Here is a 16872-nt window from a genome sequence, read left to right as displayed (position 1 = left end):
GCATTCATCGATGGCCACGAGCTCGCTGTTCGACCAGATCCATCGCGATGGTCCGCCAGGACCGCTGACGGGCGTCAGGGTGCTCGATCTCAGCGCCTACATCGCCGGCCCCTACGGCTGCACCCTGCTCGCCGACCAGGGCGCGACCGTGCTCAAGGTCGAACCGCCGGCCGGCGACAACCTGCGGCACTATCCCTCGACCCTGTCCAGCGAGAGCCGCGCCTTCCTCGGCGTCAATCGCAGCAAGCGCGGCATCGTGCTGGACCTCAAGGACCAGGCGCAGCACGCGCAACTGCTGCGCCTGGTGCGCGAGGCCGACGTGCTGGTCCACAACTTCCGCCCCAGCGTTCCGGCGCGCCTGGGCATCGATTTCGAACGGCTGTCGGCCTTCAACCCGCGGCTGGTGTACTGCGCGGTCTCCGGCTATGGCGAGCGCGGGCCGATGCGCGAGAAGGCCGGCTACGACCAGGTGCTGCAGGCCATGACCGGCATGTGCGCCCTGCAGGGCAAGCGCAGCGGCCCGCCGGAGATCATCTACGGCTCGGTGGTGGACTACTACGCCGCGGCCCTGGTCGCCTCGGGCGTGACCGCCGCCTTGTACGAACGCGAGCGCAGCGGCGTGGGCCAGTTCGTCGGCGTCTCGCTGCTGCGCGCCGCGCTGACCATGCAGTCGGCCAGGCTGGTCTGGGTCGAGGGCGAGGCGCTGGATATCGGCCGCGACATGCGCTCGGGTGGCGTGACCGGCATCCATCCGGCCAAGGAGGGATACCTCTACCTCTCGGCCAATACCGCGCGCTTCTGGCAGGCCCTGTGCCGACTCACCGGCCTGGACGCCCTGGCCGACGATCCGCGCTACGCCAGCGTCAAGCTGCGCGCCCAGCACGCCGGCGAGATCCTGCCGCGCCTGCACGAAGCCCTGCAGGCCCATACCGCCATGCAGTGGGAGGAGATCTTCGGCGACGCCGTGCCGTGCGCGGCCGCCCGCAAGATCGAGGACATGTTCCAGCACCCGCAGGTGCATGCCGAACAGATGATCGGCGAGGTCGCCCATCCCGTGGTTGGCAAGTACCAGAACGTCACCCGCCCCATCGTCTACGGCCGCACCCCCGGGCCCGAACCCTTCGCCGCGCCGACGCTGGGGCAAGACAATGCGTTGCTCTGATTTGGAGCGGGCGGTGCAAAGCGGGATCGATTGCCTTGCGACCCGCTCGCCTGTCATCTGATGGGCTGTTGCAGCAGCTGTTTCCCAAGCTGAGACAGCAAGCGGCTTCGATCAGAAAGAGCCAAAGAGCCACGTTTCGCGTGCGTCTAGGATCAGCCCTTCAGAAAACCGATAAACGCCCTCAGCGCGGCGGATTGATGGCGGCGACTCGGGAAGTAGATATAGAGTGCCTCCATGGGCGATGACCAGGCGGACAGCACGTGTGTCAGGCGTCCTTCCTCGATGAGGGCGGTCACCATCGCGCTTGGCGCGTTGACAATCCCGAGTCCACGGACGGCGAGGTCGATCTGCGAAGCGAGATCGTGGACGATGGTCGCTTCAGGCAGGGAGATCTGGATCCTGTCGTCGGCCGATACCAGCGTCCAGGGAATGATCGATCCGGTGAGCTGGCTGCGGCAGACGATCGCGCGATGCGTGAGCAGGTCGCTCGGGCTGCCGGGCTGTGGACGGTTCGCCAGATAGGACGGCGCTGCCACCAGAATCGCAGCTGACGGAGGCGCAACCCGGACGGCGACCATGTCCTTTTCGAGATGGTTGCCGAAGCGCAGACCGGCGTCGTAGCCCTGCTTGACGATATCCACCAGGCGCGCTTCGACCGCGATCTCCAGTTCCACCTCGGGAAACGCGTCCTTGAAGGCGACCAGCGTGCTGGCGATGAGCTGATCGAAGGGGGCCCGCGGCATCGTCAGGCGCAAGGGACCGGCCGGGCGACCGCTTCGGCCCGTTGCATCCTCGGCAGCCTGTCTGAGTTGCTCCACCGCCGGTGCGGCCGCTAGCAGGTAGTCGCTGCCGACGTCCGTCAGGCGCACGCTGCGCGTGGAGCGGCGAAACAGCGGCGTGCCGAGGCGCTCCTCAAGGCTTCGGATCGCCTGGCTGACCGCGGAGGGCGACACGCCCAGGCGCCGGGCCGCTTCCGAGAAGCTGCCCGCTTCCGCCACCGCCACGAACATGGCGACGCCATCAAGCGTGTCTCTGTATCGCACCCATCTGCCTTGAAGTTCTGCTTAAAGCCTCATGCCGGGGCGCCCCGCTTATCGCGGGCGCGCTTTCGACCTACTTATAAGGCATGCGCCAGAACGACAAGATGAGCAGTACGCCACCCCACACGCCCGGCATCGACGGTGAGCCTGCCCTCACGCGACGGGCCATCCTCATGGCGCTGGGCGCGGCAGCGACCCTGCCGATGGGCGCCTGGGCCGCAGCCCCCGCCGCGCTTGCCTCGCGCACGTTCGCAACGCCCCGGCATACCACCCATTACCTCGAATGCGGCCCGGCCGATGGGCCGTTGATGATGTTTCTGCATGGTTGGCCGGAACTCGGCCTCATCTGGCGCGCGCAGATGCAGGCCTTCGCGGCGGTGGGCTGGCGTTGCATCGCGCCGGACATGCGGGGCTATGGCGGCTCTTCGGCGCCGGCCGCGATCGACGCCTACACCAACGAGCAGGTCGTCAGGGACATGGCGGACCTGCATGACCATCTCGGCGGACGGCCGGCCATCTGGATCGGCCATGACTGGGGAAGCGTCATTGCCGCCTCGCTGGTCGCCCATGCGCCCGCCCGCGGGCGCGGCCTTGTCCTGATCTCCGTTCCCTATTTTCCGGATGCGAACGCGTTGCCGACGCTCGTTCCCCTGGTCGACCGCAGGATCTACCCGGCCGATGCGTATCCGGATGGGCAGTGGGACTACTACCGCTACTACACGACGCACTTCGAGGCCGCCGTCGCCGACCTGGACGCGGACAAGGCGGCCTCGCTGGCCTCGATCTACCGCTCCGGCGACCCCGCCAGCGTCGGCAAGCCCTCGCCCAATGCGGGTGTCACCCGCAAGGGCGGTCGCTTCGGTGAGGCCCATCGCGCGCCGCCGACCAGGCCGGATCCGGCGCTCTGGCCGGCGGCGGACTTCGCCGCACTGGTCGCGTCCTTCAATGCCCACGGCTTTCGCCCGCCATGCGCGTGGTATCTCAACGACGCGGCCAATATCGCCTATGCCCGCCGCGCGCCGGACGGCGGCCGGATCCCGCTGCCGGTGCTGTTCGTGAACGGCCAGTACGACCAGATCAACACCATCAACGGCAATCGCTACAGCGAGCCGATGCGCGCGGCCTGCGCGGACCTGACGACGGTCGACCTGCTCGGCGCGCACTGGCTGCCGCTCGAGCGCAAGTCCGAACTCGTCGGCGGCATCCAGGCGTGGCTGCAGGCCAAGCATCTGTCCGCCACACGAGCGTAAGGATTCAGGCGTGGATTCGAGGGAGCACCGGATCGGCGGTCTGCGCGCAAGCGCCGGCTGGGCGCAAAGCCGCGTGCTCGTCCTGCTGGCCCTCGCAGCAAGGTCGAACACCTGACCAGAAACGCCGTTCTGCGTCTGCAAAGCGCGAGGTCCGGATTCGCGTCTGCTCGACCGGCATGCCGTAAGCGACTGCGCTGGCAGTGACCTCGCTGGCGGCGCAGAAGTCAGTCTTGCTCCTCAGGTTGCCGCGCCGGGACAGCGTTCTCCGCCTGCCGGACAACCCATGATTGGGAGCTCGTGGGACTTCCGAACGGTGATGCATGGCATCGCGCGCTCACCCGTCTGTGCACTCCCTCTTTCCTGGGCTCAGGGAGTTCTTCAGCCACCGCAGCCGGTAGGCAGGTGTCTCCGGAGCGGTCTTACACACCAGCCCTTCATGCACGAGGCTGAAAGATGCACCACAGTGGGCGGGCAGATGAGTCGGTTTGCCGGCCGCATGATGGCGATGTCCAATGAGGACGTTGGCCACGCCCATCCGCAGGCGCCTGGAAGATGGCGGCCAATGCCGCGCGGGCCCGCGACAGGCTGGGCGCTGCCGAAGGCGAAGCAACGCTGGCCCAGGGCGTGACCTGGCTCGCGCTGGCTCCTCGCTCGATGGCGCACAGGCGCCAAGCCCGGCCCTTGACCGACTCGGCTCGTAATCGGCCCATCGCTCCCTCATGCACCACAGGATCAGGACATGCCAGGCTCTTCTCGCGTTGAACCCCCTCGCAGGACAGCCGCCAGCGGCTTCGTCCAGGTGCGCGGTGCCCGCGAGAACAACCTCAAGGATGTGGATGTGTCCATCCCGCGCAACGCGCTGGTGGTGTTCTCGGGGGTCTCCGGCTCCGGGAAGTCTTCGCTTGCCTTCGGCACCCTTTATGCCGAGGCCCAGCGACGCTACTTCGAGTCCGTGGCGCCCTATGCGCGGCGGCTGATCGATCAGGCGGGCGTGCCGGACGTCGATGCGATCGAAGGCCTGCCGCCCGCGGTGGCGCTGCAGCAGCAGCGAGGCGCCAGCAACGCGCGTTCCTCGGTGGGCAGCGTGACCACCCTGTCCAGTCTGGTGCGGATGATGTACTCGCGCGCAGGCGCCTATCCGGCCGGACAGCCGATGCTGTATGCCGAGGACTTCTCGCCCAACACGCCGCAGGGGGCGTGCCCCACCTGCCACGGCCTGGGCTACGTGTACGAAGTGACCGAGGCGATCATGGTCCCCGATCCTTCGTTGTCCATCCGCGAGCGTGCGATCGCTTCGTGGCCACCGGCCTGGCAGGGCCAGAACCTGCGCGACATCCTGGTCAGCATGGGCTACGACGTCGACCGGCCGTGGAAGGACCTGCCGAAGAAGGACCGCGACTGGATCCTGTTCACAGAGGAAACGCCGACGGTGCCGGTGTATGCGGGCTTCACGCCTGCCGAGACCCGCGCCGCGCTCAAGCGCAAGCTGGAGCCGAGCTACATGGGCACCTTCACCGGTGCCCGGCGGTATGTGCTGCACACCTTCGCCAACACCCAGAGCGCGCTGATGCGAAAGCGCGTGTCCCGTTTCATGGAGGGCAAGCTGTGCCCCGGCTGCCACGGGAAGCGGCTCAAGCCCGAAGCGCTGTCGGTCACCTTTGCCGGCGTGGACATCGGCGCCTTCCTGCAGATGCCGCTGGACCAGCTGGCGGCCCTGCTCGAACCGATTGCCCAAGGCGACTTCGGCGCCCATGCGGCGGGGGCGGGGACGGACAGGGAGGCGACCCCGCGCGACCGTGCCAGGCGCGCGGCGTCCAGCCGTGCGACGCATGCGGTATCGCCCGACGTGCGGCGCACCTCCGCACTGTCGGAAGAAAAGCGCCTTGCCGCACAGCGCCTGGCCGGCAGCGTGGTGGCACGCCTGCGCCAACTGCGCGGGCTGGGCCTGGGATACCTGACGCTTGACCGCGCCACGCCGACGCTCTCGGCCGGCGAGTTGCAGCGATTGCGGCTGGCGACACAGCTGAGTTCGCTGCTGTTCGGCGTCGTGTACGTGCTCGACGAGCCCTCTGCCGGGCTGCACCCCTCCGACAGCCAGGCCTTGTACGACGCGCTCGATCGGCTGCGTGACGCCGGCAACTCGGTGTTCGTGGTGGAGCACGACCTGGACCTGATGCGCCGTGCGCAATGGCTGGTGGATGTCGGGCCGGATGCCGGGGAGCAGGGCGGCCACGTGCTCTACAGCGGACAGCCGGCTGGCCTGCGCAAGATCGCCCAGTCGCGCACCGCGCGCTACCTGTTCGGTGAAATTCCCACGCCGGCAAGCCGGGCACGCGAAGCGACCGGCTGGCTGGAGATGCAGGGCATCCACCGCCATAACCTGCGTGGCGTGGATGCGCGTATTCCGCTGGGCGTGCTGACCGCCGTCACCGGGATCTCCGGCTCCGGCAAGTCCAGCCTCGTCGCGCAGGCCCTGCCGGAGCTGCTACTGCTGCACCTGGGCCACGAGCCGGAAGACGACGCCGACAGCGCCACCAGCGAAGGGCCTGCGGTGATCGAAGCGACCGGCGGCCATCTGGCGGGCGACGTGGACGCCCTACAACGGTTGGTGCAGGTCGACCAGAAGCCGATCGGGCGCACGCCGCGCTCGAATCTGGCCACCTACACCGGCCTGTTCGACCATGTGCGCAAGCTGTTCGCCGCCACGCCCGATGCGCGGCGCCGCCGCTACGACGCCGGCCGGTTCTCGTTCAACGTCGCCAAGGGACGCTGCGAGACCTGCGAGGGCGAAGGCTTCGTCAGCGTGGAACTGCTGTTCATGCCCAGCGTGTACGCGCCGTGCCCGACGTGCCACGGCGCACGCTACAACGAGGCGACGCTGAAGGTGCGATGGAACGGGCGCAACATCGCCGAGGTCCTGCAGATGACCGTGGACGAAGCCGGCGCGTTCTTTGCCGGGGAAGACGCCGTGGCGCGGCCCCTGCAACTGCTGCGCGACATCGGGCTGGGCTATCTGCGCCTGGGGCAGCCGGCGACCGAGCTGTCCGGGGGCGAGGCGCAGCGCATCAAGCTGGCGACCGAGCTTCAGCGCAGCCAGCGCGGACGCAGCCTGTATGTGCTCGACGAGCCGACCACCGGGCTGCATGCGTCGGATGTCGACCGCTTGCTGGTGCAGCTGCAACGCCTGGTCGACGCCGGCAATACCGTGGTGATGATCGAGCACGACATGCGCGCGGTGGCCCAGGCCGACTGGGTGATCGACGTGGGGCCGGGCGCGGGCGCTGCCGGCGGCCGCATCGTGGTCGCAGGCTCCCCCCGCACAGTGGCTGCAACGCCTGGCAGCCTGACCGCTCCGTTTCTTGCGCAGGCGTTGGTCGCCGGATCCGACGGTGAGCGTTGAAAGGGCGCACATGATCGCCTGACCCACATTCTTTCTTGCCGCGCAGAGCGAGCCCTCTGCGCGGTGTAGCTTTTTTTGCGGGCCGGACCGCAATCGTGCATTGCGACGTTGTCAGTTAAAGCCACATCACGGCAAAAATTTGACACGGACATGTGACAAACATGTCGATGGATGGCTCTGGAGTGGGGCCGACAAAAGGACTTGAAGAAGATGCTGTTTGCTTTGTTTGCCAAAGGTGCACGCGACGCCTTGGCTTCTGTGCTCTCTCGGAAATATGCCGCCATCTGCGCTCTTGGCCTGACCGCCGCGATCGTCAATTGCAATGCATCGGCGCAGGACGTGGACGAGTACAACGCAAAGGTCAAGAACTTTAGAGACGTCAAGCCACTTGGCCAGAATGTTTTCGGTGAGCGCGTAGAGCTCTATAAGGGGGGCCTGTCCTTCTTCCAGAAGGATTTGGCCATGCCAGGCAGGGGGCCGGACATATCCATTGGGCGCCTCTACACCCCGTCGGAGTCGCACAATGGCTATGGTGTGCCGGGATTCCAAGATTGGCAGCTCTCAGTTCCCCACCTCATCGCTAAAAGCACCAGCAAGGCTTGGAACGTTCTTGGATCCGCGGGCAGTAATAATCCGCTCGCACGCTGCTCACAGTTTTCATCCGGCGCCCCCTATCACATTGATGTCGATCTCTGGTTTAACGGCTACCAGCTAGTGACTGGAGAGGGGAGTCAGGAGGAGTTGCTGCTGAGGGCCTCGCAGAATGCCAACGCACCTGGTGGTCAGACTACTCAGTATCCCGTTGTCACTTCGTCCGGCTGGCAGTTTGCATGTCTGACGCAAACCGCCAATGGCCAGCCAGGCGAGGCGTTCCTCGCAACCGCTCCCAATGGGGAAAAGTATTGGTTCGACTGGTTGATTCTTTCGAGAACTTACAAGAAGACGTTCGAGCGGACGGCGGCGCCCCAGCCCCTTTCGGATAACATCTACGACGCCATGCTGATGGTGACGAAGGTCGAGGACAGATTCGGCAACTACGTGACGTATCAGTACGATGGCGATCAACTCAAGTCCATCCAAGGGAGCGATGGGCGATTGGTGACCATCAGCTGGACGTCGGATGGCTCGGCGATCACCAATGTGTCCTCGTCGGGGAGGACTTGGACCTACGCTTACGGCAGCGGCACCACCGGTAATGGAAATGCCTACACGTTTCTTCAGAGCGTGACCACGCCCGAGAGCAGGCAATGGATCTTCGCTCTTGACGCGTTCTACAAGTCTCGCATCTCGACAGGCAATGCCGGTTGCAGTATCCCTACCCGGCCTGCCTTGAACTCGATCGTGGGCACTATGACGGCGCCCTCAGGCGTCCAAGGCACTTTCACCATCGCCAACGTGCTGCACGGGCGATCCAACGTTCCCTATGCGTGTCTGAGCGCGGGGGGGAGTTCACAGTTCGCCAAGGCGCCGGCGCACTTCGACGCTCTTGCCATTATCGGCCGGACTTACTCAGGACCCGGCATCAACCGGTCCTGGAGCTATGCCTACGGCCCTATGAATGCGAGCTGGGACACGACATGTGCTTCCGGTTGCGAAAAGACGACAACGGTGGACGAGACCGCGCCAGACGGGGTGGTGACTCGTTACACCTATAGCAATGAATGGGGCGAGCGTGAGGGCAAGCAGATCTCGGTGGATTTAAACCTCAATGCGACCGCTGGCAGGAGGACCACGAGTTACACCTACGCGCCCAGCGCCGGGATGCCGTATCCAACGTCGATCGGCGGGACGTCGACGTACAACAGTGGTTCGCGCAATGACCTGCCTCTGACGACCTACACGCCGACCCAGGTCACGACTGTGGCGCAAGACGGCGACACGTTTACTACCACGGTGAACAGCTTCGATGCGTTCGCCAAGCCGCTGTCGGTAACACGTTCGAATTCGCTGGGCGCGAGCACGACGGATGCGTACGATTACGAGAACAACACCACCAAGTGGGTGCTGGCGCAGGTGCGCAAGGTGACCAACGCCGGCACCGGGCTGGTATCCAGCGAGGTGACCTACAACAGCGATGCACTCCCCGTCGCGCGCTATGCGTTTGGTCGTCTGCTGCACAGCTATGCCTACAATACCGATGGGACGTTGGCTTCCTTCTCCGATGGCGCCGGTCATGCGACCCAGACCTCGGACTGGTATCGTGGCATCCCGCGAACGATGACCTTCGCCGACAATACGACTCAGCATGCCGAGGTCAGTGACTGGGGGTGGATCACCTCCATTACCGACGCCCTAGGTAACAAGACCTGCTATGCCTACGATGCGATGGGCCGTGTCTCGCAGGTGACCTATCCTTCCGAGTCGACCACGGGCGTGTGCGATGCCAGCGCCTGGACGCCGACCACGCTCGTATTCGAGCCCGTGGGCGGCAGCGAGTACGGGCTGCCCGCTGGGCATTGGCGCCAGACCGTCTCGACCGGCGCGGGAAGCCGGATCACCTACTTCGACGCGATGTGGCAACCGTTGTTGGTGCGTGAGTTCGACGGCGGAGATGTGGCGGGAACCCAGCGTTTCACTCGCTTCACCTACGACGCCAACGGCCGGCAGACCTTCGCTTCCTATCCGAGCACCAGCAGTTCGCCAACAACAGGCAACTGGACCAGCTATGACGCGCTGGGGCGGACAACTTCGTCCTCCGTGGATAGCGACTCGGGCACGCTGACAACGCTGACCAGCTATCTGTCCGGGCATCGGACCCAGCTCACCGATCCGCGCAACCTGCAGACAACGACTTCCTATCAGGTCTACGATCAGCCGGCGTACGACAGTCCCACGTTGATCCTGGCGCCGGAGGACTCGCGGACCGTCATCAACCGCGATGTCTTCGGCAAGCCATTGTCGATCACCCGAAGCAATGGCTCCGGCTCGGTCTCGGTGACGCGCAGCTACGTCTACCAGGCCGATCAGCAACTGTGCAAATCGATCGAGCCGGAGGCCGGGGCGACGGTCTACGGCTATGACGCAGCGGGCAACATCGTGAAGTCCGCGACCGGGCTGAACGTCTCTTCGTATGTCAGCACCTCCTCGTGCGATCAAGACCAAGCCTGGGCCAGTGGCCGGATGGTGAGCCGCACGTACGACGCGCGCGATCGCCTGGCGACGTTGTCCTTCCCCGATGGTCGCGGCAACCAGAACTGGAGTTATACCGCTGATGGCCTGCCCAGTCAGGTCACGACCTACAACAGCAACAACGGCGATGTGGTGTCCAACACCTACAGCTACAACCACCGCCGGCTGCTGGTGGGGGAGGATATGGCCCAGCTTGGCACCGACACGGTCTCGATGGACTATGGCTACGACGCCAACGGCAACTTGGCGATGCACGTGTATCCCTCGACGCTGGCCGTGTCCTATGCGCCGAACGCACTTGGGCAGCCGACAAAGGCGGGGAGCTATGCCACCGGCGTGAGTTATTACCCCAACGGTGCGATCAAGCAGTTCACTTATGGCAACGGCATCGTCCACACCATGACCCAGAACGCTCGCCAGCTGCCGGCGCGCAGCACCGACGGTGCGGTGATGGACATGGGCTATAGCTTCGATGCCGACGGCAACGTCGCCTCGACCACCGACTACGTGGATGGCAGGCAGACCCGCTCAATGACCTATGACGGACTGAACCGGTTGGCGACCACCAGCTCGGTGATGTTCGGCGGGAACAACCAGGCGGCGTTCACATACGACGCGTTGGACAACCTGCAGACCTTCAAGGTGGGCGACAAGGTCGACTATCAGTACAACTACGACGGTCAGCAACGCCTGATCCTGGCGTCCAACGCGATTGGCCCGAGCGTGGGGGTCGGTTACGACGCCCAAGGCAATGTGGAGAACCGCAACGGCAGGCACTTCGACTTTGATTACGGCAATCGATTGCGTTGTAACGCAACGGCAGCGGGTTGCGCCGGTTCGGTGATCGAGCGTTATCGCTATGATGCCAATGGTCGCCGCGTGCTGAACGACAGCCCGACACTGGGCAAGATATTCTCGTTGTACGGGCAGGATGGCGTGCTGCGCCGCCAGCAGGACCAACGTACCGGCAAGACCTCCGAGTATGTGTACCTGGGCGGTAGCCTAGTAGCGCGGGTAGTCAACGTGCAGGCGCTGCCGGTGCCGACAACTTCGGTACCGGCCAGCAGCTCCAGCGGCCTGTACACCGTGAGCTGGACCGCTACCGCCAACACCACCAGCTACGAGGTGCAGGAGAAGGCGGGTAGTACGGGCGCCTGGACGGGCGTCTACAGCGGTACCGGTAACAGCCTGGCGTTCAGCGGCAAGGGCAATGGGGCGTACAGCTACCGCGCCCGCTCGTGCCTGTATGCAAACTGCGGGGCTTGGAGCAATGAGGCCACCGTGGCCGTTGAGCTGGTGCCGACCTCGGCGCCGAGCATCACCTCGCCAGCGACAGCGGTGAACGGCAACTTCAGCGTCAGCTGGGGTGCAGTGAGCAACACCACGGCCTACAAACTGGAACAGCAGGTCGGCTCGGGTAGTTGGAGCGAGATCTACAGTGGTCTGGCGCAGAGCAAGGACTTCACTGGTCTGGCTGCTGGAACCTATGGCTACCGTGTGCGCGCCTGCAGCGGTAGCGGCTGTGGTGGCTACTCGACCACCACCCAGACCACGGCCGTATACGCGCCCGGCACTCCGGCAACCCCAAGCGCACCAGGTGGCGTGGCGACCGGCAGCTATACGGTGAGCTGGAGCGCCGTGGGCGGTGCGAGCCAGTACCGGCTTGAGGAAAGCGCGAACGGGGGCGCCTGGTCCGAGGTGCTGGCCAGTGCGGCGACCAGCTACGGTGCCAGTGGCAAGGGCTCCGGCAGCTATGGCTATCGCTTGCGGGCATGCAACGCGGCAGGATGCAGTGGCTACTCGGGCACAGCCTCGGTGACGGTCACGTTGGCGCCGACGGACGCGCCAGGGATGAGCGTTCCGGCGGCAAGCACGACAGGCAGCTACGCCATCAGTTGGAGTGCGGTGGCCGGAGCGTCCAGCTACCAGGTACAGGAGAACGGTGGCCTGATCTACAACGGCAGTGGCACCTCGACCAGCATTGGCGGCAAGGGCAACGGCAGTTACCAGTACAACGCACGTGCCTGCAACGCGGGTGGGTGTGGACCATGGAGTTCCACGGCTACCACGACTGTCAGCATTCCGCCGCCCATCCCTTCCGCGCCAACGGGCTTGACGGTGCGTGGTCAAGCGGTGTCTCCACCCGGTACAAGGCCAGTCCTGTCGGAGTGGGACATCAGCTGGTCTGCCGTTGCGGGGGCGACCAGTTACCAGGTCGGCTACAACACCACGTCGGGACCAAGCGTGTTTTACACCGGAAGTGCCACCAAAACGGACTACACCCACACAGGAAGCTATAAATTCTCTGTAAGGGCCTGCAATGACTCCGGCTGCTCTGCATGGACGGTACAGAACTGATGAATACCAAATCCTGGTTCGTAAGCCTGTTGCTGGCGTGCTTAGCGAGCGCTTCGGCAGGAAATGCCTCTTCGCAGACGGTCGAATATATACATACGGATTCGCTCGGCACTCCTGTCGTTGTCACTGATGCGGCGAAGAGCGTCATCGAGCGTAGCGAGTATTCGCCTTACGGTGATTTGCTCAATCGCAATGACGAGGATTCTATCGGTTATGCGGGGCAGCCCCAAGATGCTGCGACCGGCTTAGCTTACATGCAGCAGCGCTACTACGACCCCAATCTTGGCGTTTTCCTTAGTGTTGATCCAGAAGGGGTGAGTAGGGAAACTGCGCGCAATTCAAATAGATATAATTACACTTCGAACAATCCTTACACTTTTATAGATCCAAACGGACGCCAAGTTGCAGGAAGTCCCAACGACTTAGATCATCCAGTTACTTCCGAACAATCAGAACAGATAATTACTTGGACATCTAACGTCATTCAGGCGATCGATCAGATAGTTCAGGCATATCCGCAGGGGGTCTATGAAGCGCCAGTCGCCGAAGGGCTGATAGGTGGACTGGATGCGATGGCAGCTGAGCTGCGCGCTTCGTCTGGCGCAGGCACCGCGCTAGCGGCTTCAACAGGCGTCAGTGAAGACGCGGTTTTTGCGCAAAGAACTTTCAGTTCGGCATTTGGTTCTGAAGGTCCTCTCGCAGGAAGAACCGTAGAGGGCGTGTCTAGTGCGCTGCAAAGTGGAGAGATGGTAGTTGCGGATGTCCCTGTGAATTATATTGTGCGTAATGGAACGACGATAATTCTTAATACCCGGTCGTCTCAAGCGCTTGAAATGGCTGGGATCCCGAGGAGCCAGTGGCTAGGTATCGATAGGACTGGTCAAGGGCTTTATGAAAAGCTACTCGACGGACAGCTTGCGAAAAATCCCAATGGCCCCTTTTCATCCGTGCGTCCCTCTGGAGGATTCTCCCCTTGATCAAGAAGAACATTTTTTCCCTTCCGTTGGCTTCTAGCGAATTAGTTCAACAGCCGCGCATTCGTATCGAGGGTGGGGACCTACAAATTTATCTCTTCACTACATTGGGAGCTATGGAGGAGGCGCATGGTTATGTTTTGCGTTTTGTCTCCCAACGAGCAGTTAGGAAGCGTTCCGAGATGTTTTGCACTGAATGGCACGTCGAACAAAATTATGACGCTTTGTGCGAAGTCATTGGCTCAGATTGGTTGAGCGAATTGCGGAGCATTTCGAGTCAGTCGGGTCTTTCGTCTGAAGGCTATCGTCACTTCATGACCTACATTGAAGATATCGGATGCGTCGAGGTTATAGCACTCGATGTGGAGCTGCAAAAAATTGAGTAGAATTTTGATCTCGAATTGGGTTGACTTAACCCGTGGGGTGGATCTTTTTTTTCGCCTCGCGCTGGATTAATTGGGATAAATTCATCTGCTCGAAGCTCTGGTGTGCGATTTCGCAATTGCGGCGTTGGTGACGATGCTCAAGCATCCACTGCTACTGGACCCGCTGTCATAGCGGATAGCGGCTGAGGGCGGGAGATGGCGAAACCCCGGCCAATGGCGGTTACGGGCGCTTGCGCACGAAATGCTGCTCCAACACCTCCCGCCCCCATTGGCTTCCCGGCCGCGCCTCCACGCAGGTAAAGCCGTGCGTTTCGTACAGGCGTCGCGCGGCCTGCAGGCCATCGAAGGTCCACAGATGCGTTTCGGCGAAGGCCGGCCGGGCGTCCACGAACGCGAGCGCCTCTGTCAGCAGGCGCCGGCCGATACCGCCGCCGCGCACCCCGTCATCCACGATGAACCAGCGCAGGTGGGCGACGGTTGGCCCGAGATCTTCGCCGTCGATGGCCACCGCACCCACGATCCGTTCGTCTACTTCGGCCGTCCACACGGCGTTGGGCGACGGCGCCTGGGCGCCCAGGCGCCCGCAGAACTCCGCCAGACCGCCCGCCACCATGGATTCGAACCGCTGGCCGAAGCCTGGCTCGCGCGCATAGAAGCGCGCGTGCATTTCGGTGATGCGTGCGATCAGTCCGGGGCGGTAGCCGCAGTGCACGGTCACCTCGGGCCCCGGGCGCGGCGGTTGCGGGGCACCCGGAGGTGCGCCGTGGCCCGCGCGTGCCAGCGCAGCGGCATAGAGGCGCATGCCCTCGAGCACCGCGCGATCCTCGCCCGGCCCGAGGTGCTCCAGAGCGCCGGTCACCTGGGCCCGCGCGAACGCGTGGATGCCCGCCACCCGCCGCCGGCCGCACGCGGTCAGGGCCAGCCGCTTCACGCGCCCGTCTTCCGCGCCGGTCGTTTCGCGCACGTCGCCCGAAGCCACCAGCTTGCGCAGCATGCGGCTCACGCTGGACTTCTCCAAGCGCAGATGCTCGCCCAGGTCGCGCGCCGTCAGCGTTCCGCCGTGCTGCTCGATCTCGATCAGGGCATGCACCGCGGAGGGGGACAGATCGGTCCCGGCGAAGTCGCCGCCCATGAAACCCAGCGTGCGGACCATGGCGCGGGACACGGCCCGCAGTTCTTCGACAAAGGGGTGAGGGGTGGGCATGGGCATCTCCAGTCAGTTGTAGCGTACAACCAAATTGGAGGGGCCGCCTACAGGCGCTTAATGCCGTCCCGGCCTAGTCGAAAGGACGAGGCCCTTTTTGGACAGCGCCTCGGCCATCTCCGGGTCACCGCCCGCGTGCGCTTCGGTCAGCCTGTCTCAGGGATTCGCCGAATGGGGGGGAGAACACGCTGTTCAGCGCCTGCACGCGCAGCGCGGGAGCTATGCAGATTTTCCGGATGGTATAGCCGGCGCTGTTGATGGTCCGCTTGAGCGTGGCATCGTCGAGCGACCCTTCTCGGAGTCCGACCTCGTGCACCAAGTGCGGCTTGCCGCCCAGCGACTGCGCAAGTGCGCTGGACAGCGCAAATCATTCACCCGAAGCGTAGTGCCAAGGTCCGGAGGTGTGGCCGTCGTAGCGGTCATCGATCCGTTTAAACCACCGCTTCAGATCGCGCAGGAAGCGCTTGTAATCGAAATCCTTGAATGTCCGGCCGCTCAACTGCCCGGACAACTGTTCAAGGATCTCGCGGGACACATAGCGCATCTTGTCCTTCATCGAGAGCGGGATGATGACCGACAGATCCAGCATGATGTCGGTGTAGAACTCGGCGTCCTTACGCCGGAAACGCACCCTTCGCTTGAGGTCCGCCGAATCGCCGTTGCACATCAGGAGCAGGGCGACGCCGGTGACTTCGGTGCCGTACGAATGGCGCGCGGACCTGGCGATCGCGTATTCATAGTGGTGCGTGATCCTCTCCAGCCGTGCCCGCCAGTCGGAAACCGACGTGATACTCAGCCTCATGGCGGCTTTCCCTCTGAGCTTGCTTTCTTGCCCCCCGGTTGGTGGCTGGATTTGCTTCGGACAAATGGGATCGCCTCCGCGGCACACATTTGCTCGAGCGCTTGCTCAAGCCGTCCACGCTGCTCCCGCGTCGCCAGCAGGACCTCGATACCCTCCGTGATGCCGAGCCTGCCTCGCGTCTCGGCAGAAAGCGAAAGCGCAAGGACGTCGCCAAGCAGGGACACCTGCTCCAAGCCCCCGTAGCAGGATTCGGATCCTCCGCCAATTTCCAGGTGGACATGATCCATCTGCAGATGCCTGTCCTGTTCGTCGTAGGCCTTTGCGTTCTGCAGGATCAGGTGACGCGAGGGCGCAGCGGCGTCATCGGCCAGCCCAACCACCACGCAGTCGTCGTCTTCCTCGACCGACACGACTTCCGCCGTGAACTTGTAGATCATTCGAACTCCCTCCGCCGGTCCGGCCCATCAACGTCGATCGGTCTGCTTTTCAGGCCCCAGGCGTGAGGGGCGGAAAAGGAGAAGTCACCCACGCCGGGTGGTAGCGCTCCTTGTACTCGTCTTGGACGACGCCTCGATTTACGTAGCGGTCGTGGCGGGCGCCAAGCGCGTCCCTCGCGAACGCCATGGCGCGCTCGATGGAGTCGAATGTCCATTCGTCTCCGAACGGAAGATCCGGGTCGGTCGCCTCGAACTCATAGAGATCGATGAAATCTGGGGTGCCGTTGTCGAACACCTCGCAGAGGCGGACCCTCCAGCAACCCGGGCCAGGGCGTTCGATGGAGATATAGCGAATCACGCATTGATCCCGCTCATGGCGCTCAGGCAGCAACTGCTCGACCTCGCGGCCAGCGGCAAGATTGGTTCTGACGTCCAGGTCGGTGAGATGGCGCATCGATCCTCCAGGAAGGGCTTCCAGTCTCTATTTTTCCACGCTGCCGGAGTGCCACTGGGCTCTGGCCTGATGAAGGCTCAACTCGTTGGCACCGCCGGCGAGGTTGGGATACTCCGACTGAACCGGGTCGTCCTCCCAATTGCACACATCACAAATCTCATATCCGCCCGACTCGCCAATCGTCCGATGTCCACAGCAGGGACACGGAAAGGAATCGTTGATCTCGTCTGTGTTCATGGCCTGCCCTGGTCGTCCTTGCCGCCCGGAATCCTGCGC

At 63.8% G+C, this 16872-nt stretch carries 13 protein-coding genes; 7 read left to right on the top strand and 6 right to left on the bottom strand.

From position 1 onward, the window contains the following. The first annotated feature begins 10 nt into the window (after positions 1-10). The gene (locus tag MWN52_RS15240; RefSeq protein ID WP_286575318.1) at positions 11-1162 is read left to right on the top strand and encodes a CoA transferase; all 1152 of its coding nucleotides are present in this window, start codon (positions 11-13) and stop codon (positions 1160-1162) included. Between the two features lie 152 nt (positions 1163-1314). Here the strand turns inward: MWN52_RS15240 and MWN52_RS15235 are convergent, their stop codons facing one another. Then, the gene (locus MWN52_RS15235) at positions 1315-2172 is read right to left on the bottom strand and encodes a LysR family transcriptional regulator (RefSeq protein WP_286575317.1); all 858 of its coding nucleotides are present in this window, start codon (positions 2170-2172) and stop codon (positions 1315-1317) included. 116 nt (positions 2173-2288) lie between these two features. On the opposite strand from MWN52_RS15235, the gene MWN52_RS15230 reads away from it, so the two are divergent. The 6 genes from MWN52_RS15230 (at position 2289) to MWN52_RS15210 (ending at position 13699) form a co-directional block, all read left to right on the top strand. Further along, complete coding sequence (locus MWN52_RS15230) at positions 2289-3452, top strand: alpha/beta hydrolase (RefSeq protein WP_286575316.1); 1164 nt, start codon at positions 2289-2291, stop codon at positions 3450-3452. Positions 3453-4004: 552 nt separating this feature from the next. Further along, positions 4005-4214, top strand: coding sequence for a hypothetical protein (locus tag MWN52_RS19680; protein ID WP_425608045.1), 210 nt, complete (start codon positions 4005-4007; stop codon positions 4212-4214). Next, positions 4192-6852, top strand: coding sequence for an excinuclease ABC subunit UvrA (locus MWN52_RS15225; RefSeq protein ID WP_286575315.1), 2661 nt, complete (start codon positions 4192-4194; stop codon positions 6850-6852). Before MWN52_RS19680 ends, MWN52_RS15225 begins: the two co-directional genes overlap by 23 nt. 210 nt (positions 6853-7062) lie before the next feature. After that, positions 7063-12339 (top strand): RHS repeat protein, encoded by a 5277-nt coding sequence (locus MWN52_RS15220; protein WP_286577760.1) that lies wholly within the window; start codon positions 7063-7065, stop codon positions 12337-12339. Continuing rightward, a complete protein-coding gene (locus MWN52_RS15215) occupies positions 12339-13316 on the top strand; it encodes an RHS repeat-associated core domain-containing protein (protein WP_286575314.1) in 978 nt (325 codons plus the stop codon). Before MWN52_RS15220 ends, MWN52_RS15215 begins: the two co-directional genes overlap by 1 nt. After that, positions 13313-13699, top strand: coding sequence for a hypothetical protein (locus MWN52_RS15210; protein ID WP_286575313.1), 387 nt, complete (start codon positions 13313-13315; stop codon positions 13697-13699). The genes MWN52_RS15215 and MWN52_RS15210 overlap by 4 nt, the downstream gene beginning before the upstream one ends. A gap of 220 nt (positions 13700-13919) precedes the next feature. Here MWN52_RS15210 and MWN52_RS15205 read toward each other — a convergent pair whose 3' ends face one another. The 5 genes from MWN52_RS15205 to MWN52_RS19675 form a co-directional block, all read right to left on the bottom strand. Beyond that, a complete protein-coding gene (locus tag MWN52_RS15205) occupies positions 13920-14903 on the bottom strand; it encodes a MarR family winged helix-turn-helix transcriptional regulator (protein ID WP_286575312.1) in 984 nt (327 codons plus the stop codon). Positions 14904-15270: 367 nt separating this feature from the next. Further along, complete coding sequence (locus MWN52_RS15200; RefSeq protein WP_286575311.1) at positions 15271-15705, bottom strand: hypothetical protein; 435 nt, start codon at positions 15703-15705, stop codon at positions 15271-15273. After that, positions 15702-16142, bottom strand: a complete 441-nt coding sequence (locus MWN52_RS15195) for an Imm10 family immunity protein (RefSeq protein ID WP_286575310.1) — start codon at positions 16140-16142, stop codon at positions 15702-15704. Before MWN52_RS15195 ends, MWN52_RS15200 begins: the two co-directional genes overlap by 4 nt. Positions 16143-16191: 49 nt before the next feature. Continuing rightward, on the bottom strand, positions 16192-16596 hold the full coding sequence (locus MWN52_RS15190; protein ID WP_286575309.1) for a hypothetical protein: 405 nt from the start codon (positions 16594-16596) through the stop codon (positions 16192-16194). 27 nt (positions 16597-16623) lie between these two features. Then, positions 16624-16833, bottom strand: coding sequence for a CPCC family cysteine-rich protein (locus MWN52_RS19675; protein WP_425608043.1), 210 nt, complete (start codon positions 16831-16833; stop codon positions 16624-16626). Between the last annotated feature and the right edge of the window lie 39 nt (positions 16834-16872).

Origin of the sequence: Pseudoxanthomonas winnipegensis (genome assembly GCF_030322905.1) — a bacterium.
GTDB classification, from domain to species: Bacteria; Pseudomonadota; Gammaproteobacteria; order Xanthomonadales; family Xanthomonadaceae; genus Pseudoxanthomonas_A; species Pseudoxanthomonas_A winnipegensis.
Note: the sequence above shows the minus strand (reverse complement) of the source record. Positions and strands in the feature narration are given on the sequence as shown.